Annotated in this window: 13 protein-coding genes; 6 read left to right on the forward strand and 7 right to left on the reverse strand. The window is 71.7% G+C overall.

All coding sequences use genetic code 11. From position 1 onward, the window contains the following. The first annotated feature begins 349 nt into the window (after positions 1 to 349). Both WMF46_RS16315 and WMF46_RS16320 read left to right on the forward strand, forming a co-directional pair. Entirely contained in the window at positions 350 to 1,198 is an 849-nt protein-coding gene (locus WMF46_RS16315; RefSeq protein ID WP_437986443.1) for a hypothetical protein, read from the forward strand. 351 nt (positions 1,199 to 1,549) lie between these two features. Next, entirely contained in the window at positions 1,550 to 2,239 is a 690-nt protein-coding gene (locus WMF46_RS16320) for a lysophospholipid acyltransferase family protein (RefSeq protein ID WP_437986444.1), read from the forward strand. 25 nt (positions 2,240 to 2,264) lie between these two features. Here WMF46_RS16320 and WMF46_RS16325 read toward each other — a convergent pair whose 3' ends face one another. Then, positions 2,265 to 3,452, reverse strand: a complete 1,188-nt coding sequence (locus WMF46_RS16325; protein ID WP_437986445.1) for a lipin/Ned1/Smp2 family protein — start codon at positions 3,450 to 3,452, stop codon at positions 2,265 to 2,267. 150 nt (positions 3,453 to 3,602) lie between these two features. On the opposite strand from WMF46_RS16325, the gene WMF46_RS16330 reads away from it, so the two are divergent. From WMF46_RS16330 to WMF46_RS16340, 3 genes are all read left to right on the forward strand, one after another. Then, complete coding sequence (locus tag WMF46_RS16330; RefSeq protein WP_437978145.1) at positions 3,603 to 4,259, forward strand: hypothetical protein; 657 nt, start codon at positions 3,603 to 3,605, stop codon at positions 4,257 to 4,259. Between the two features lie 44 nt (positions 4,260 to 4,303). Next, positions 4,304 to 6,508 (forward strand): serine/threonine-protein kinase, encoded by a 2,205-nt coding sequence (locus WMF46_RS16335; RefSeq protein ID WP_437986446.1) that lies wholly within the window; start codon positions 4,304 to 4,306, stop codon positions 6,506 to 6,508. Positions 6,509 to 6,607: 99 nt separating this feature from the next. Further along, positions 6,608 to 8,098, forward strand: a complete 1,491-nt coding sequence (locus tag WMF46_RS16340) for a tetratricopeptide repeat protein (protein WP_437986447.1) — start codon at positions 6,608 to 6,610, stop codon at positions 8,096 to 8,098. 16 nt (positions 8,099 to 8,114) lie between these two features. Here WMF46_RS16340 and WMF46_RS16345 read toward each other — a convergent pair whose 3' ends face one another. From WMF46_RS16345 to WMF46_RS16355, 3 genes are all read right to left on the reverse strand, one after another. Beyond that, a complete protein-coding gene (locus WMF46_RS16345) occupies positions 8,115 to 8,528 on the reverse strand; it encodes a hypothetical protein (RefSeq protein ID WP_437986448.1) in 414 nt (137 codons plus the stop codon). Positions 8,529 to 8,980: 452 nt separating this feature from the next. Further along, complete coding sequence (locus WMF46_RS16350) at positions 8,981 to 10,318, reverse strand: NAD(P)/FAD-dependent oxidoreductase (RefSeq protein WP_437986449.1); 1,338 nt, start codon at positions 10,316 to 10,318, stop codon at positions 8,981 to 8,983. A 241-nt stretch (positions 10,319 to 10,559) separates the two neighbouring features. After that, entirely contained in the window at positions 10,560 to 11,066 is a 507-nt protein-coding gene (locus tag WMF46_RS16355) for a DUF2505 domain-containing protein (protein WP_437746490.1), read from the reverse strand. A gap of 237 nt (positions 11,067 to 11,303) precedes the next feature. Here WMF46_RS16355 and WMF46_RS16360 point away from each other — a divergent pair, with 237 nt between their 5' ends. Next, the gene (locus tag WMF46_RS16360; RefSeq protein WP_437552878.1) at positions 11,304 to 11,735 is read left to right on the forward strand and encodes a response regulator; all 432 of its coding nucleotides are present in this window, start codon (positions 11,304 to 11,306) and stop codon (positions 11,733 to 11,735) included. 58 nt (positions 11,736 to 11,793) lie between these two features. On the opposite strand, the gene WMF46_RS16365 is transcribed toward WMF46_RS16360, so the two are convergent. The 3 genes from WMF46_RS16365 to WMF46_RS16375 all read right to left on the reverse strand — a co-directional run bounded on the left by WMF46_RS16365 (position 11,794) and on the right by WMF46_RS16375 (position 17,371). Further along, complete coding sequence (locus WMF46_RS16365) at positions 11,794 to 14,001, reverse strand: protein kinase domain-containing protein (protein WP_437986450.1); 2,208 nt, start codon at positions 13,999 to 14,001, stop codon at positions 11,794 to 11,796. A gap of 90 nt (positions 14,002 to 14,091) precedes the next feature. Then, on the reverse strand, positions 14,092 to 15,483 hold the full coding sequence (locus WMF46_RS16370) for a pyridoxal phosphate-dependent aminotransferase (RefSeq protein WP_437986451.1): 1,392 nt from the start codon (positions 15,481 to 15,483) through the stop codon (positions 14,092 to 14,094). 67 nt (positions 15,484 to 15,550) lie between these two features. Then, entirely contained in the window at positions 15,551 to 17,371 is a 1,821-nt protein-coding gene (locus tag WMF46_RS16375; RefSeq protein WP_437986452.1) for a hypothetical protein, read from the reverse strand. Positions 17,372 to 17,641 lie beyond the last annotated feature (270 nt).

Below are 17,641 nucleotides of genomic sequence, written 5' to 3' on the forward strand. Positions count from 1 at the left end.
GAGCGCGGTGCTCCGCCGCACCGCGGCGCCCTCCTTCTCCAGCTCTGACGCGGGCGGTCAGGTCTGACCGCCGACGCTTCGCCGGGTCGTTCTGCTGTCCCTTTCTGCTCGCCGTCGTCCGTTTCGCGGTCCATGCTCGCCCGCGATGGCTGACCGACGTCCCGGCGGTCTCGGGGCCGGGTCCCGCAGGCTGCGTCGCGCCACCGCGAAGGATCGCGAGCGCCGCGCGATGCGATGCCTCGGGCCCCGAGCGCCGCGCTCCCGCGGCGTGCTCGCGGCGCTCGCTTGCCTCTTGGCGGCGAGCTTCGCGGTCGCGTGCGAGTCGGCGCCGGTGTCGACCCCGACGCCGATGCCCTCTCAGAGTCCGCCTGTCGCTGCGCTGCCGCGGCCTGCGTTCGCGGAGACCTCGACGCCGACCGGCGCGGCGCACGCGTCGAACCCGCTCGGCCTCCCCCCGTACCCGATCAAGCTCGAGCCAGGCCGCCGCGTGTTCACGTTCTCGGACCGGATGCTCGCAGGGGCCAAGCTCGGGTCCACGCTCGTGCTGTACGCGGCGACCGTGGTCGGCTTCGACGGCGACGACCTCATCGTCGAGGGGAGGGGTGGACCCTCGTACAAGGTTCACCCGGGCTACGTCATCCCCGTGCCCGACGCGCCCCGCCTCCGGCCCCACGACCCGCTGCTCACGGAGTGGAACGGCGTCATGAAGCACGCCGTCCTCACCCGCTTCGTGAAGGACAAGATCGAGGTCCGCTACACCGACATGGACCCGCGGACCCCGCTCGCGCAGCTCAAGGGCGTTCGCTTCGTCGTGCAGACCGCGGGGCTCGCCCCCGGCAATTTCGCCGCATGGAAGGACGGCGAGACGTGGCGCCACGTGCTGCTCGTGTCGCGGCTCGGCGGTCCCGCGGCCGAGCCAGGCGCCGTCCTGACGTCGCTATCCAGCAGCTCCGCACGGTGGTTTGCCCTCGGTTACGGCGGCGCCGCGCTGCTCGCCGACGAGTCGGCGCTCCGTCCGCTCCCCGTCAAGCCGCAGCTCAAGATCGGGGCGAGCGTCTGGGCCGAATGGGTCGGCGCGCTCCGCCCCGCCGTCGTGCAGAGCGCCGAAGAGACAGGCCTGTACACCGTCAAGTTCGAGCGCGCCGGGCGGCCGGCCACGGTCGGCTGGGGGCTGCTTACGCCGCCGCTCGAACGGTAGTAGCCGCACGGCACCGCAAGAGCGCATCGCTCGATCCGCCACCCTGGCCCGAGGAGCGGTCCTGGCCCATGGCGAACTTCCGAGGTGGGCGAGCGCCGGATCGCGCATCTCGCCGCGCCGCGAAGCGACGATCCGGAGTCGAGTAACGCCGCTCGCACGCAGCGCCGGTGCGCAAGACGCTACGCGTTTTCGCCCGACATGGAGAGTGGTAAGCGCTGTAGTATGGATCTCAGGAGCGCATGGTTGGCGACGCGCCAGTGGGTCCCTTTCACCCTCAGGACCATGGCGTACGGCACCGTGTCTCTGACGCTGGGGCCCCTCACGCCGCAGCGCTCGGCGAGCCTGTGGGCGATGCGACGCTGGTGTCAGGCGAGCGCGCGAGCGCTCGATATCGAGATCCAGGCGAGCGGACTCGAGAACGTCCCTCCCGGGGTGTTCGTCTACTGCTCCAACCACCAGAGCCTGCTTGACATCCTGACCCTCGGCGCCGTGCTGCCGGGCGATTTCAAGTGGGCCGCCAAGCGCTCCCTGATGAAGATCCCATTCCTCGGCTGGCACCTCCGGCTCGCGGGTCATGTGCCGGTCGATCGCACGGTCGGCTCCCGCGCCGCGGTCGAGGCGATCTCGCGGTTCGAGGAGGTGCTCAAGAGCGGCAAGCCGCTGCTCGTCTTCCCCGAGGGGACGCGGAGCGAGGACGGCATCCTCCGGCAGTTCAAGAACGGCGGCTTCTATGCAGCCGTCCGCGCCGGCGTGCCCGTGGTGCCGGTCGCCATCGACGGCACGCACCTCCTCATGAAGAAGGGCGCCCTCGACATCGGCGACGGCACCCTGCGGATCGTCCGCGTCCGGGTCGGCGCGCCGATCGCCGTGCGCCCGGACGGCCGCGAGGGCGCGCGGGTCAACGAGCTGCGCGAGCGCGCCCACGCCGCGGTGAGCGAGCTCCTCCGCTCGATCGGCGGTCGCGTCGAAGCGCCGGCCGGCGCCGCGGCCGAATCGGAGGCGCCGGCGAGCGGCGCCCGGACCGAGCAGGCGTCCGGCTGACGGGGCGCCGCGCCGGCGGGGCGGATCAATCGCAGAGGCTGGGGAGCGCGTCGATCTCGGCGAACAGCTCGTTGTAGCCGTCGATGCGACGGCCGCCGTGCGCCTCATCGTCGAACCGGTAGAACACGCGCCGCGCGACCGGCATCACGCCGCCGTTGTCATAGGCCTCGGCGTCGGTCGCCGTGTTGCCGAAGGCCCACGCGGGCAGCATCTCCCTTCCGTCGAACAGCCGCTCCAGCTCCGCTGTCTTGTACTCCACGGCGCCGTCGCCCGTCGCGCCTGTGAGGCTCAACGTGGTGTGCACGATGCCAGGCGGGAAGCCGTACGCCTCGAGGAAATCGCGCGTGCGCTGGACGAGCCACTCCGGCCGCGCGGTCAGGTACATCGGGCGATAGCCCTTCGACGTGAGCCGGTGGAGCGCCGCCGCGGCGTGCGCGTGCGCGTCGGGCAGCTCGCCGAGGAGCAGCGAGGTGAACTCCTCGGTCTCCGTGCCGGTGAGCGTCCCATCGACGTCGCTGACGAACATCGGCGTGCCCCGCGGGACGACCTCGATGAAGAGGTCGGTGCTCGAGAGGTCACCACGGACGACCAGGTGGACCCGGTGCCGGCCCGGACCGAGCCGCTGCGCCGCGGGGATCTCGAAGTAGACGCGGCCGCCGTCATCGCTGACCCCCTCGACCGCGCGGTGCGCCGAGTCCGCTTCCGTCGTGGTCGCCGAGCCGAGGCGCTCCCACTCTCCGCCGCAGCCGCGGAGCAGATAGACGTCGACCCGCTCATCCTTCAGGTCCTTGTCCGTGATCCCGTAGGAGAACTTTCCGATGATCCATTGCGGGTCGTCCGGCGTCAGGTAGAGGTCGCGTCCACGGTGGTTGGGGCTCCCAGCGCCGGCGATGAGGTAGGAAGACGGGTGATTCCACGCGAGCTCCTCGCCCGGATCGGGCCGCGCCGCATCACACGCAGGAGGTGGGTTGCAGGAGGCTCCCGGCGCCACGCCGCCGCTCGAACCGCCGTCCTCGCCGCTCGGCGGGCCGCCACCTCCATCGCCCTTGCCCCCGCCGGCATCATCCTGGCCCCCGCCGCTGTTCTGGCCGTCGCCATCGCCGCCCCGGCCATCGTCATTGCCTCCCTGGCCACCGCCCCCGCCTCCGCTCGGCGTCCACTCGAGCGTCGCGTCGGCCGGTCCGCAGCCGATCGCGAGCGCTGTTGTCGCCATGACAAGTAGGATCCTGGTCTGCATCGGGCCCGAGTGTGACCGAGTCGCCCGCGTTCGAACAGCGACCTCCGGTCGTCGAGGGCCTCCCCGCGGACCGCGCTCGCCCCTTGCGCGCTGGCCCGACTCCGGGCAATCGTAGCGGCCCCAACGATGCCCAAGCCCGATCCGAAGGTCTTGCTTCGCCACGCCGGTGACTATCTCAAGGCGCACCCCGAGGAGATCGCGAGGGCGCTCCGCGGCGCGCTCCGCCTGCGGTTCGGCGTCCCGATCGATGCGCTGCGCTATCTGGCGCGAGAGCTCAGCGGCGGCAAGCGCGCGCCGAAGGACATCGTGATCGAGGCCGCGCCCCCGGGCCTGCGCCTCGCCCTGACGGTGAAGATCATGGGCGCCCCGATCCGGGCCTCGTTCACGGCCTTCGCCGAGGAGCTCGACGTGCGCGCGGACGCGATCCAGGTCGGCCTGCGGATCGCCGACCTCAAGCTGCAGGTGATGGGCGACGAGGCCTCGCCGATCGCCGGGCTGATCGGCTCGGGGGCGATCGACCTGAACAAGCCGGGCGATCTCGTCTCCTTCATGCCCAAGCGGCCCGCCGCGCTGATCGACGCGAAGGGTGACAGGATTACCCTGGATCTCCTCAAAATCCCGGCCCTCGGCGGGAATCCGGCGGTCGTGCGGGCGCTGCGCATCTGCGCGCCGGTGCTCGGTGTCCGTGCGCTCAAGACCAAGGATGACCACCTGGACGTGCACCTCAAGGCCACCCCCTCCGGGGTCGCCGCCGCGATCGCCGCGGTGCGCGCGGGCGTCTGAGGCTCTTTCCGGTGGGGGCCGTCGCCCGCTAGACTTCTCCCTGCATGTCTCGGCTCCCCGAGCCCGCGCCGGCTGCGCTCTCGTTCCAGTTCCTTGCCGAGATCGCATCCGGGGCCACCACCCGCGTTGATCTCTGCAGGTCGGCAGGTCCGCACCGGCCTGGGGAGCTGCTCGCCGTCAAGCGGCTGCACCCGCACTTCGCCGAGGATCAGAACGTCTCCACCCGGTTCCTCGACGAGGTGCGCACGACCGCGGCGCTCAAGCACCCGAACGTGGTCGAGGTCGCGGGCTGGGGGACGGACGAGCAGGGGTGGTACTTCGCCGTCGAGCTCGTGCAGGGCGTGAGCCTCGCGCGGCTCATGAAGACCGTCTTCGACACCGGCGAGATGTTCTCCGAGCGGCTCGTCGTCCACGTCGGCGCGACGCTCTGCCGCGGGCTCAGCGCGGCGCACGAGCTCCGCTCGCCTTCCGGCGCGCTGCTCAACCTCGTGCACCGCGATCTGACGCCGGGCAACGTGCTCGTCGGGTTCCAGGGCGAGGTGAAGATCGCCGATTTCGGGCTCGCGAAATCGTCGCTCCGCGTGATGACGACGGCCGTCGGGGCGCGCCGGCGCGTGACGACGTACATGGCGCCGGAGCAGGCCCGCGGGGGCGCCGCCGACAGGCGCTCCGATCTGTTCTCGCTCGGCGTCGTGCTGTTCGAGCTCTTCACCGGCAAGCACCCGTGGCCGTCGACGAGCGACTACGAGCTCCTGCGGAGCATGTCGACGCAGCCAGCGGCCGACCTGCGGGAGCTCCGGCCGAAGATCGACAAGGAGCTCGTGTCGATCGTGATGCGCTGTCTCGAGAGGGATCCGCCGTCGCGCTTCCAGAGCGCGGACGAGATCCTCGCTCGGCTGGAGGGGTGGCTGCACAGCCACGGGTACCACGAGGGGAACGAGGAGGCGCTCGGGCGCTTCGTGCGGCGCAACGCGATGAGGCAGATGCGCTGGTTCGAGCGCGCCGTCACCGGCGGCTTCGCCGGGGTCGCCAAGGCGCCGCGCCCCTCGCTCTCGACAGCCGAGGCGATCCCGCGCCGGCCTTCGGCCGATCCGCAGGGCAGGGGGGCGAACGCCCCCGGCCGGCCCCGCGGCGGCGGGGGCGCGCGCGCTCAGAACGACGACGCGACCGACATCGAGGCGCGCCGCGGGACGCTGTCCCCGCCGCCGACCGGCCTCACGCCGCGCGAGGCGGACGCCGCGGACGACGACCTCGACCGGCGCGGACCGATGGCCTCCGAGACGGCCGACGAGGCGACGGTCGTCGTCGGCAGCAACGGCAGGGTGCGCGCAGACCCCGGGTCCTCCAGCTCGGGCGGAGGACGGCGCCGCAGCAGCCTGCCCTCGTACGGATCCCTCACCGATCGGGACAGCGAGCCGCTGCCGGTGTCGGGGAACGCGCCGCGCGCGACGTCTGGGAACGAGGCGACGCCCTCGAGCTCTCCCGTGGGCGTGTTCTCCGTGGATCACGACGCCGACACACCGCTCACGGCGCAGGGCGCGCCGGGAGGGGCGAGGCCGCTGCACGCGGAGGTCGACCGCCTCACGACCGAGGCGCTCCGGCTCCGCGAGGAGGCCCGCTTCGCGGTCGCCCACGCCGAGCGCAAGCTGGCGCTGGCCAAGGTGGCTGCTCACCTCTCCGAGATGGCCACCGAGGCGCTGCGCCTCTCCGCGAGCGCCGCTCCGGAGCGCGCGTCGCACCGCCTCGACGAGGCGCTCGCGCTCGAGCGGGCGATGCACAAGGTGATGTCCGCGCCGCTCACGCTCGCGCCCGAGATGACGGCGCTGCCTGTCGCGTGGGGCAACGAGCAGCGGGCCATCCTCGCCCAGCTCGGCCTCGAGCACCTGGCGTCACCCGCCACGTCGAGGCCCTCGGATTTCGGCGCGCCCCCGCATCGGCTCACGCCGGCGCCCGGGGACGTGAGCGCGGCCCAGCATCGGCTCACTCCGGCGCTCGGGGATGCGGGCGCGGCACAGCCGTTCATGGGCGCCGACCCCGCGAGGCGCGACGCGGCAGGCGTGCCATACGCCGCGCTCGCCGTCCGGGGCGACGCTGCGGGCGACGCGATCGGCCCGCCCACGGCCGCGGACGCCGTCGCGTTTCAGGCCAGCCTCCGGCCGATGCTGCTCGGCGTGCCGCGCGCGCTCGCGCTCGCCGTCGCGGCGGCGGCCTTCATGGCGTTCGTCTTGCTGGCCTGGTTCTATTCCTGAAGCGCCGCTGCGCGCGCTGGCGGGGAGCGCGCGAGCGCGCCCGACGCGCCGAGACGTCGCTTGATCCCGGCGGGGCACGGCGGCTACCGTCCTTGGATCATGAGCGAGCAAAGCGACTGGGTGCTGATCGGCCTGGATGAGACCACGGCGCGCCGGCAGGGGATCCCCGCGCGCATGCCGGTGCCTCGGGGGGAGTTCGAGGGGCTGGCTGACAAGGGGCTCAGCATCGACGCCGCCCGCAAGTGGATCAAAGACTTCCTCACGAACTCCGAGCCCGGCAAGAGCGGCGTCTGGCGCAAGCAGAACAGCACGCTCGTCTCGCAGTTCGAGGCGTTCCTCGACAAGGCTCCGGTCTGGGAGCGCGCGCAGAAGGCGTTCGGCGAGCGCGATTACGAGAAGGCGATCTCGGCGCTCAAGCGCATCATCACGATGGATCCCGACGATCACGCCGCGCGGCTGAACCTCGCCTCGGCGCAGGCGAACATGGGCGATCACCCCGCGGCGCTGAAGAGCTTCCAGTCGATCCGAAAGACGTTCCAGGGGGACGCCGACTACCACGTGGCGGTCGGGCAAGTGCACCTGGCGATGCAGAAGAAGGACGCCGCCCTCGATGAGATGGTGCTCGCGCTCGAGGCGAAGCCCGACTGCCAGCCGGCGCTGGACGCGATGGTCCAGCTCGGGGTCCTCCTGCCGATCTACGAGAACCCGCGCGACGCGGCCTCGCTCGTCTACGTGCGCTCCGACGCGGTGCTCGAGTACCTCGCGGGCCAGTGGGACGCGGCGCCCCGCGACGGCGCGTTCTATCTCGAGCAGCTCGCCTACCACGAGCGCGAGCTCCGCCACGACGTCGCGCTGGCTGCAGCGGAGCGCGCCGTCGCCGCCTCGGGCGAAGGGGCGAGCCGCGAGCGCGCGCACCTCGCGCGGATCGCCGCGCTCCGCTCGCTCGGGCGCACCGACGAGGCGCTCGCCTCGGCCGAGGCCTTCGTCGCGACGGCGCCGTCCTCGTCGGGCGCCTGGGTCGAGCTCGCCAAGTGCCTGTCCCAGGCGGGCCGCGGAGCGGAGGTGCCCGCCGCGGTCGAGCGCGCGCTGGAGAGCGACCCAGGCGACCTCGCGGCGCTCTCGCTCCGGTTCTGGCCGAGCGATCCCGCGGACATCCAGAAGGTCAACGAGGCGATCCCCGCGCTCGCCGCCTTCGTCGCGGCTCACCCCGAGAGCGCCGGCGCGCGCCGCTCGCTCGCCCGCGCCGAGCTGGTCGCAGGTCGGATCGACGACGCGCTCGCGGGCTTCGCGGCGGCCGTCGCGCTCGCGCCCGGGGACGACGACCTCCGGGCCGAGTACTGGACCGAGCTCGGGAAGCAGCAGCGATACCCGGACATCATCGCCGACGCCGCGAAGCTCTCGGACCTCGCGAAGCGCGACTGGAAGCTGCGGTGGAACGAGGCCGAGGCGTACGCCGCGCTCGGCAAGAACATCGAGGCGCGGGCGGCGTTCTCGGCCATCAACTTCGACGAGTCGCTGCACGTCGACGTGCGCCGCAGGGCCAAGCGCGCCGTCAAGACGATGGATGAGACGCCGCCCGTCGCGCCGTGACGCGGGCGGCGCGCGCTCAGAGCGAGCCGGAGACGCCGAGCCCGACGGTGTCGCCCGTGACGATCGGCTTCACCGACAGGGCGACGTCGTTGCGGACGAGCTTCTTCTCCGGCGCGGCGAGGCCGCCGATGAACATCGCGGCCCCGGCGACCTGAGCCAGCCCGTCGACCATGAGGACGAAGACGCCGCCGCCCTTCGCATCGGCGGTGCCGACGGTGATGAAGGGGCCGGCGAGCGGGATGTAGAGCGGGAGGTAGCTCTCGCCGCTGCCGCCGTTCGCCCTGTCCGCGCTCTCCGCCACGAGCCCGACCATCGCCGAGAGGATGTAGGTGACGCCGAACGTCACGGCGCCGCCGATGACCAGGCCGCGGCGCGCCCTCTCCTCGACGCGGTAACCCTCCGGGACGGCCTGCCCTTCCTCGTAGTTCATGATCCTCGGGCCAACCGGATACGAGCCGGAAGGCGATGCGTATCCCGGAGGCGGGGCGTATCCCGGAGGCGGGGCGTATCCCGGGGGCGGGGCGTATCCCGGAGGCGGGGCGTATCCCGGAGGCGGGGCGTATCCCGGGGGCGGGTAGTAGCCGGGCTGCTGCCCATACGGGGCAGGCGCGCCGTACGGCGCAGGGGCCCCGTGGGGCGCGGGCTGCGGCTCGGCGCCTGCGCGCGGCGAGGACGCAGGAGGCGCCTGCGCGAAGGCGGAGGGGGCGCTGAGCAGGAGTGCGGCGAGGGGTGCTGCGCTGGCGAGGAGCGCTCGCCACGGGTGCGTCGAGGCGCCCTGTCCGGGATGGGTCGTCATGGTCAATGACGCTAACGCAGCTCCGTCGCCAAGGTCCAGACGAGCGCAGGACGCCGGCGCGCGGCGTGAGTGCTCTCGGGCGGCGGCTATGCGCGCGTGCGCGCGGGCTCCATCGGCTGGTGCCTCCTCACGGCGCCACCGTCCGTGTGCGCCTCGAGCGCCGGCGCGTGGTGGTCCTCCAGGAGCGGCGGGATCTCGCCCGTGATCAACCGCGAGGCGCGCTCGTAGGTCACGTAGGACAGGGCCCACGAGAACAGCACCAGGAAGCGGTTACGGAAGCCGATCAGGAAGAGGATATGCACGAACAGCCACGCGAGCCACGCCAGGAACCCGGAGAGCTTCAGCTTGCCGAAGTCGGCGACCGCCGCGGCGCGCCCGATCGTCGCCAGGGATCCCCGGTCGTTGTACCGGAACGGCAGCCGCGGCAGCCCCCGCAGGGTGCGCGCGATGCAGCGCGCGGCGTGGCGCCCTCCCTGGATCGCCGCGGGCGCCACGCCGGGCACGGGCGTCCCGTCCTCCTGCTTCAGCGACGCGAGGTCGCCGATGACGTAGATGTCCTCGTGACCCGGCACCGTCAGGTCCGGCGCCACCAGCACGCGCCCTGCCCGGTCGAGCGGCGCTCCGAGGGTGCGGGCGAGGGCGGACGCCGCCACGCCGGCCCCCCAGAGCACGGTCCTGGCTTCGATCCGCTTGTCGCCGATCGAGACCCCCTCCTCGTCGATGTCGGTGACGCGGCAGTTCGTCCGCACCTCGACGTTGAGCGAGACCAGCTGCTGTCGCGCCTTCTCGCCGAGCTCCGGCACGTACGACGGCAGCACCTGCCCGGCCCCTTCCAGCAGGAGGATGCGGGCTTGGCTTGGATCGATGCGCCGGAACTCGCGCACGAGCGTGTGCCTCGCGAGCTCCGAGAGGGCGCCGGCGAGCTCGACGCCCGTCGGGCCCGCGCCCACCACCACGAACGTCATCCAGGCGCTCCGCCGCGCCGGATCCGGCTCGCGCTCGGCCGCCTCGAAGGCGAGCAGGACGCGCCGGCGAATCTCGAGCGCGTCCTCGACGGTCTTGAGCCCGGGCGCGACGGCCGCCCACGCGTCGTTCCCGAAGTACGAATGCGACGCCCCCGCCGCGATGATCAGCTTGTCGTAGCCGAGCTCGCCGTCCTCGAAGATCACCCGCTTCTGGACGGGATCGATCGCCTTCACCTCGGCGAGGATCACGCTCGTGTTCTTCTGCTTGCGCAGCACGTGGCGGATGGGCGTGGCGATGTCGCTCGCGCTCAGGCCCGCCGTCGCGACCTGATACAGGAGGGGCTGGAACGTGTGATGGTTGTGCCGGTCGATCACGGTCACCCGTACCGGCTCGCGCCGGAGCGCCCGCGCCGCGTAGAGGCCGCCGAAGCCGGCACCGATGATGACGACGTGCTCCATGCCGTGGCCCTGGTTCCCGTACGCCACCGCAGCAAGAGCCGGAGCCGCAGATCTCCCGCTTTGACCCTGGACGTGCAGGGGGGCGCCCTCGCTCGTTCGCGGGATGGAGGCCGCGAGGCGGCCGCTCGCGATGCCCTCTCGTCCCCCTCTCGTCGGCGTCGCCGTCCGTTCGTCGGGCAGCGCCGGCGTCAGGCGCCCCAGGCGGTGCGCGGCAGGGACCGGCCGATCGCCGCTGGCCCGGCTAAGCCGTCTTGCCCTGAGCGATCCACTTGTTCATGAAGACCGCGCTGACCTCCCACCCTTGCCGCAGCTCTTTCTCGGCGCTGCTCTCGAGCATGCCGCCGACACCGAACACCTTCGCTTCGATCGTGATCTCGGCGATCCGACGCACCTTGTTGTCGCCGATGGCCTCGGCGCGCACCACGCCCTCGTTGCGCATCTTGTCGGCCAGCGTGCTTGGCGTCAGCTTGAAGGTCCACACGTTCGTCGCCTTGTTCAGCCTGCCCTCTTCCGTGTAGCGGAACCCGGAGCCGAGCAGCTTCTCGACGGGGCCGGGCAAATTCATCTTCGGCTTCCCGGCCGACCTCCGGATGATCTCCGTCGCCGTCTCGACCTGCTCCGTGATCGTGAACTCGGGGAAACCGAGCTCCTTCCTGTAGAGCTCCTCGTTGAATGTCTTGTCCAGGAACAGCTTCCAGAACGTCTCGAGGTTGCAGTTGATCTCGTGCGTGAGGGTGAACTTGCCCATGGGATCGTTCCTTTGCGGTGCGCGGGGTCGATGACGTCCAGCTCCGCGTTTACCGCAGCCCGTACGTGGCGTCCATGTCTCGACCAGGACCGCTGAACACGGGATCTGCGCTGGCGACGCGTCCGTCTGCGTTGCGCGCGCCACCGGCGCTGTGCACGGTTGCGTACGCGCGCTCCGGGCGATGCGAGGGCTGGCGGCGGCCTTCCGGCGCTTCTGCGTCCGTGCGATCATGACGCTGTGACGTGCATCCTCGTCATCGACGACGACGCCGCGATCCGAGCCATGTTTGCGCGTTCGCTCCGTACGCTGGGCGACGTCGAGGAGGCGAACGGCGGGGCGCCGGCGCTGCGCCGGCTCTCCGCGCGCAAGTTCGATCTCGTGGTGCTCGATCTGCACATGCCGCTGATCGACGGCTTCAGCGTGCTCGAGTCGCTCTCGGCCAAGGGAGCGCTGAACCGCGACACGCCCGTCTTCGTCGTGACGGCCGATGAGTCGCAGCAGGCGCGCATCCGCGCGCTGCGACGGCACGCGATCTTCCTGCTCTCGAAGCCGGTGAACCTCGCGATGCTGGTGTCGCTCGCGGAGTCGTCGCTGAAGAAAGCTGCGGCCCGCGCCACCCCGCCCCCGCCGCCCGACGAGGCGCAGCCGGAGAAGCCGAAGGAGGACTGAGCGCGATGCGCCGGCCGCGCGGGCTGCGGGGGAGGCAGCCGCGCCCGGTCCGAAGGCGCTACCGCGGCGCCAGGTCGAGGGGGGGCGCAGCGGGGCGCGGCCGAGGCGGCGCCTGGCCGGGGACGGGCCCGCGCGGCAGCGTCGAGACGGGCGGAGTCGCCGGCAGTCCGGGCTGGCTCGCGGGCCGTGGCGGAGGCCACCCGGTGACGGACGGCGTGGGCAGGGGCCCTGGGACGCGCGGCGCAGGGGTGACCGAGGAGCCCGGGTACGGCGCCCCCGGCGCGGGTGCGGCGCCGGGGACGTACGCCGGCTGCCCGCTCGGGAGAGGGGTGGCTGCATCGGCGGGCACCGCGGCATCCGCGGCCGCGTCGGCCGGGGCGGCCGCGTCGGCGATCAGCTCGGCTGCGGCTGCATCGGTCGGGGCCGCGGCGTCCGCGACGGTGTCGCTCGCGACCGTCGACGCCGTCGCTGCCGCGTCCGGCTTCGCCGCGGCATCGGCGCCGGCATCGGGCGCTTGCACCGTCGGTGCGGAGGCGCTGGGGCTGGCGGAAGGCACCACCACACCGCCGAGCGGCATGCGGCCGGAACGCGCGAGCAGCAGGAGCGCAACGGCCGCGACCGCGCCCAGGACGATCAGCGCGAGCAACGCCATGCGGATGAAGGACCCCTTCGCGGGAGGGGACGCGCGGCGCTCGGGCGCGGACGCGACAGCGCTCGCGGGGCCGCTCGCGTGCGCCGCCGGACCGACGTAAGCCGCCGGCCCCGGGGGCACCGGCGGCCCCACCTGCAGCGGCGGCGGGAGCAGCGGCAGCGGCGAAAGCCCCGCCGGGAAATCGAACGGCGAGCCTGCGCCGTCGGGGTTCGACTTGCGGGTCGCATCCGGGGTCGATTTGCGCGTCGCGTCCGGATTCGACTTGCGCATCGGGTCGGCGTTCGCGCGGCGCGGGCTCGTCGGCGCCGGCATGCGCGAGCTTGCCGGCCCCGACATGCGCGAGCTTGCCGGTCCCGACATGCGCGAGCTCGCGGGCCCCGACATGCGCGAGCTCGCGGGCCCTGACATGCGCGAGCTCGCGGGGCCTGCCGGGGACGAGGGCGGCGCCGCGTCGGCCGCGCCCCCTCCCTCCGTCGACTCCGGGCCGTCCTGCAGGATCGGCAGCATGGAGATGCGCCGCAGCATCACCTCGGTCGCGTCCTCGGGGCGCGAGGCCTGCGGCTTCTGAGGGTGGGCGCGCTCGGCGAGGATCCGGTCGAGCTCGTCGAGCGCCTGATCGATCCGCTCCTTGCGCGCCTCGGCGACCCCGGGGAGCAGATCGCGGACGAGCTGGCCCACCTGTTTGTCGGTGTAGCTCTCGCGGACCGCGGCGCTCACCTGCTCGAGATCACGGCGCAGCTCCGCGGCCGTCTGGTACCGCTCGTTCGGGTTCTTGGCGAGCGCGCGCATGATGATGCGGTCGAGCTCCGGGTGGACCTCGGGCATGATCTCGCGCGGCGGCTGCGGGTTGCGGTTGGCGATCTGCTGCATCGCCTCCAGCGGGCCCTTGCCGCGGAACGGCGTGTGGCCCGTCACCAGCAGGTAGAGCAGCACGCCCATCGAGAAGAGATCGCTGCGGCGGTCGAGCGCCCCGCCCATGACCTGCTCGGGCGAGAAATACCCCGTCTTGCCCTTGATCGCGCCGACGCGGCTGGTCTGCGCGCGCGCCCGCGTCTTCGCGACGCCGAAGTCGACGACCTTGACCATGCCGTCGAACGTCACCATCACGTTCTCCGGCGTGACGTCGCGGTGGATCAGGTTGAGGAGCTCGCCCGTGTCGTCGCGGACCTCGTGCGCCGCGTGCAGCCCGGCGCACGCGTCGATCATCACGTGAAGCACCCAGCCGAGCGGCAAGAGCGCGCGCTTCGCCTTCTGGTTCGAGAAGATCTTCGCGATCGGGGCGCCGTCGATCCACTCCATCGCGAGGTACGGCCGATCGCGGACCTCGCCGTACGCGAGGATGTGCACGACGTTCGGGTGGAGGATCCGCGACGCGGTGCACGCCTCGTCGAGGAACATCGCCCGCGCGTCGTCATCCCCGCGCATCGCGTCCGACAGCAGCTTGACGGCGACGATCTGGACGGAGCCGTTGGGCCGCCTGAGCCGCGCAGCCCACACGGCGGCCATGCCGCCCACGGCTGCAGGGAACAGCAGCTCATAGGGGCCGATCGTATCGCCCGGCTGGAAGTTCCCCGGGTCGTCGTCGTTCCAATCACTCCACGGATCTTTGGCCACGCGCTCCCCCACCATGTCGGAAGACGTGCAGCGCGACAAGACCTGGCGCTCGGCCCCGTCTTCCCGCTCCCCTGCGCGGCGCTGCCGGTGTCAGGCCCGGCGACGCTCGCCTACCATGCGCTCGAGCCGCCCGAGCGCCCGGACGAGGACATCCTCGCTCGGGCCGAAAGAAAAGCGGACGTGGTGGCGGAACCGCGACGGCCGCCCCGCCCGGCGCTTGCCGGGGTTGACGTCGAAGAACTCGCCCGGCACGACGATGATCCGCTCCCCGAGGGCCGCCCGGAAGAAGCCGTAGCCGTCGGAGAGCCCCGGGGGCAGATCCGCGACCGAGCCCCAGACGTAGAACGTGCCCTCGGGCTCCGCGTCGACCGTGACGCCGATCCTGCGCAGCCCCTCGAGCATGATCTCACGCTTGTGCGAGAACGTCCGATGGATGGCCGTCGTCTCGGCGCGGGTGTGCTCGATGGTAAGCAGCTCTGCCGCGGCGCGCTGCATCGGCTTCGAGCCGCCGCCGTCGAGGAAGCTGCCGGCGCTCGCCACCGCCTCGATGACCTCGCGCGGCCCCAGCGTCCAGGTGACGCGCCAGCCAGGGTAGCGCCAGTTCTTGGTCAGGCCGTCGAAGATCACGACCGGATCGCGGTCGACCTCCTCGACGTAGCGCGCGGCGCTCTCCATCGGGGCGACGTCGCCCATCCCGTAGATGTAGTGTGAGTAGAACTCATCGAGCAGGAGCGCGCAATCGAGCTCCTTCGCGGTGCGGACCCAGGCGGCGAGCTCCTCGCCCCGCACGTGCTTCCCGGTCGGGTTGCAGGGGTTCGAGGCGAGGATCGCGCTCAGGCCGCGGCCCAGGATCTCGCGGCGCAGGTCGCCGACGGAGAACGAGTAGCCGCGTTCGCCCTCCAGCAGGATCGGGATCGGCGAGAACAGCCGGAAGACGTCGAGCAGCTCCTCGTAGGCGGTGTAGTCGGGGAGGAAGTGGCCGAGGTTGATCTGCCCGAGCGCCGCCGCGGCGCGGGTGAGGGCGATGCGACCCCCGCCCGAGACCGCCACGTTCTCGGCCGTGTAGCGCGACGGCATGCCCCGCCGGTACGCGCGGTTATAGAGCGACGCGATCGCCTCGCGCAGCTCCCAGAGGCCGGCCACGGGCGCGTACTCCTGGTCGTCTCCGGAGATCGGCACCGCCACGCAGCGCGCGGGCGAGCCCGGGAGCGGGCCCGTCTCCGGCTGGCCCTGCCCGAGGTTGCACCAGCCGTCCGTCCCCTCGTCGGCGCCCGCCTTGAACCCCAGGCGCGCTGCCTCGGTCGTCACGTAGATGACGCCCGTCCGCGGAACCTTCCGGAAAGCGTGGACCGCCCGGTCGTCGCCGCGCGGCGGGGCCGGCGTGTTCCCCCGGTCGGCCGCCGCCCCAGGATCGCTGGGCCGGGCCTCGTCTCCCTGGACGTCGCTTCGCTCGTCGGGATGCTCTCGCGCTGCTTCTGTCATCGTTCGTTTCCAGGCACTTCCAGGCATGGGAGGCGCTGCCGTGGCGACCCAGCAGGAGGCGAGCGCCTCAGGCCTGCTCGGCCGTCGGCTTTCCGCCGTCCTCGCTCGATGGCTCGGGCTGCCGCGCCCACGGCATCGTCTTACCCGAGAAGATCCAGAGCAGGTAATAGCAGAAGGCGAGTGAGACAGCGGTGAGCACCGTGTACTTGTCGTCGTTGTAGTTGAACGTGATCCAGATGAACTGGCTGAGCGCCGCCAGGCCGAACAGGGGTACCTCGATCTGGCGCTTCACCCGGGTGAGCGGCGCGCTCAAGATCATGAATGAATAGTAATAACAGGTGAGCTGCGAGAGCAGGATGACGAAGATCTGGGCGAGGCACTGGGCCACCCACAGCGAGCGGACCCGCCGGCACACGTAGACGAAGCCCGCCAGGGTCGCGGCGATGATCCCATAGGCGATCCAGCGGTATTTCGCGTAGCGCTCGTTGCGCATCCGCTTCCAGACCTCGAACGGATCGACGAGCTTCGTGTCCTTCGTGTACTTCATGCGGCCGGACTCGACGCCCGTGCCGGGCTCGTGGCCGACGAGCACGCGGAGGCCCATGTGGTTCGTCAGCGGCGTCTGGTCGTGCACCTTGAGCGTGTGCTCGTAGAACTGCCGGTACGAGTCCGTGCCCGAGACCTTCATGCTCACCGGAATGAGCACGGCGGCCGCGAGGACGCCGCCGATCAGCACCTGCACGTGCGACCTCGCCATGCGCTTGTGGCGGACGAGGTGAATCCCGGCGACGGTGAGCCAGCCGATCACGGGCAGGCCCGGGAAGATGCGCAGGAGGCCCGCGTAGACCATGCTCGCGCCCGCGAGCTTGAAGTAGCGCTTCCGGATGAGGCAGGCCGCGAGGACCAGGTAGAAGAGCCAGTCCTGCCGGAGGAACGCGCCGCCCGTCCAGTAGAACGGCGCCGACGACTGGCAGCCCCAGAAGATCGCCGCGACGGCGAAGACCCGCCACCCGAAGGCCCAGTAGAGGGCGGCGAACATCCCGAGCAGATAGAAAATATCGAAGCCGGCGAGGAACTGGAGGTAGCGGGTGCTGGCCGGCTGGAGGTCCGCCCAGAACTTGCCCATGATCGTCCAGACCGGCGGCGGGTTGTAGCCGTGGTCCTTCTGCATGTCCTCCCAGTAGCCCTTGTCCGAGGCTGTCCGGAAGAACTGCACGTCGGCCTTGAACGCGTCCCAGCGCTCCGGTGCGAAGTGCGCCTTGCAGATCTCGGGCGTGCTGAGCACCTCGCTCGCCGGCATGAGGAGGTTGTCGCCACCGAGGTTCCGGATCTTCTTGTCCGGGTGGCGTACCTCCTTCGCCATGTCCAGCTTGACCTGCCGCCCGGTGTCCTCGTTCGTGTACGTGACGAGCCCCAGCTCGTCCTGCGCGATCAGCGCGCATTTGTAGAGGCCGTCGTACCCCATCTCCGGGAAGTACTTGGCCCCCATGTAATAATGGAACTGATCCCAGCGGTGGTAATACTTGGCATAGCCGAAGCGGAAGCCGTTGAAGTACGCGATGATGGCGGCGACACCGAGCGCCACGCCGGCGAACCGCTTCCAGCGCTCCGCGATCGGCCGGCGCATCCCCTCGCGGTGCGTCTCGTAGAAGACGCAGAGCGCGGCGCCCATCGCGATCGCCACCTTCGCCATGTCCACGGCGCGGGCGTGCTCGTCGATGTACCGGTCCAGACCATAGAAGAAGAGCGCGACGCCCGCGGCGACCGTGCTGTACCGCGCGAGCACGCGGAGCCGCGACGGGGCGAACCAGTTGAGCGCGAACGCGACGCCGAAGTAGGCGCAGAGCGCGATGACGATCTCGATGACTTGTTGTGACGTGAGCTTCATTGCCTGCGGTTCGGATCGGGATCGAGGTGACGCGGGACGCGCCGGCGGGCCTCTTCGCCGGCCTTCCACGGCAGCGCGCCCGGCGTCGGGCGCTGCTGCCGCCGCCCCGACCCGCCGCTGCGGGCTGGAGCCCGTCGGCCGGGGAGACGCCGTAGGTGCAGGGCGCACCCCGTCCCGGACGGGCTCCACGGGGGAGGCGGGGCCACCTTAGCCGAAATCCCAGGAGTGTGGCGCTCTCGTTGTGGGCGCCATGGGCATCGGCGGGCGTAC

The organism is Sorangium sp. So ce117 (genome assembly GCF_051524395.1).
In the GTDB taxonomy this organism is placed as follows: Bacteria; Myxococcota_A; Polyangia; order Polyangiales; family Polyangiaceae; genus Sorangium; species Sorangium cellulosum_B.

Bases quoted from the DNA above. Each gene is read 5' to 3' on its own strand.
- WMF46_RS16315 (WP_437986443.1), top strand. From the start codon at position 350: ATGCCCTCTCAGAGTCCGCCTGTCGCTGCGCTGCCGCGGCCTGCGTTC.
- WMF46_RS16320 (WP_437986444.1), top strand. From the start codon at position 1,550: ATGCGACGCTGGTGTCAGGCGAGCGCGCGAGCGCTCGATATCGAGATC.
- WMF46_RS16325 (WP_437986445.1), bottom strand. From the start codon at position 3,452: ATGGCGACAACAGCGCTCGCGATCGGCTGCGGACCGGCCGACGCGACG.
- WMF46_RS16330 (WP_437978145.1), top strand. From the start codon at position 3,603: ATGCCCAAGCCCGATCCGAAGGTCTTGCTTCGCCACGCCGGTGACTAT.
- WMF46_RS16335 (WP_437986446.1), top strand. From the start codon at position 4,304: ATGTCTCGGCTCCCCGAGCCCGCGCCGGCTGCGCTCTCGTTCCAGTTC.
- WMF46_RS16340 (WP_437986447.1), top strand. From the start codon at position 6,608: ATGAGCGAGCAAAGCGACTGGGTGCTGATCGGCCTGGATGAGACCACG.
- WMF46_RS16345 (WP_437986448.1), bottom strand. From the start codon at position 8,528: ATGAACTACGAGGAAGGGCAGGCCGTCCCGGAGGGTTACCGCGTCGAG.
- WMF46_RS16350 (WP_437986449.1), bottom strand. From the start codon at position 10,318: ATGGAGCACGTCGTCATCATCGGTGCCGGCTTCGGCGGCCTCTACGCG.
- WMF46_RS16355 (WP_437746490.1), bottom strand. From the start codon at position 11,066: ATGGGCAAGTTCACCCTCACGCACGAGATCAACTGCAACCTCGAGACG.
- WMF46_RS16370 (WP_437986451.1), bottom strand. From the start codon at position 15,483: ATGACAGAAGCAGCGCGAGAGCATCCCGACGAGCGAAGCGACGTCCAG.
- WMF46_RS16375 (WP_437986452.1), bottom strand. From the start codon at position 17,371: ATGAAGCTCACGTCACAACAAGTCATCGAGATCGTCATCGCGCTCTGC.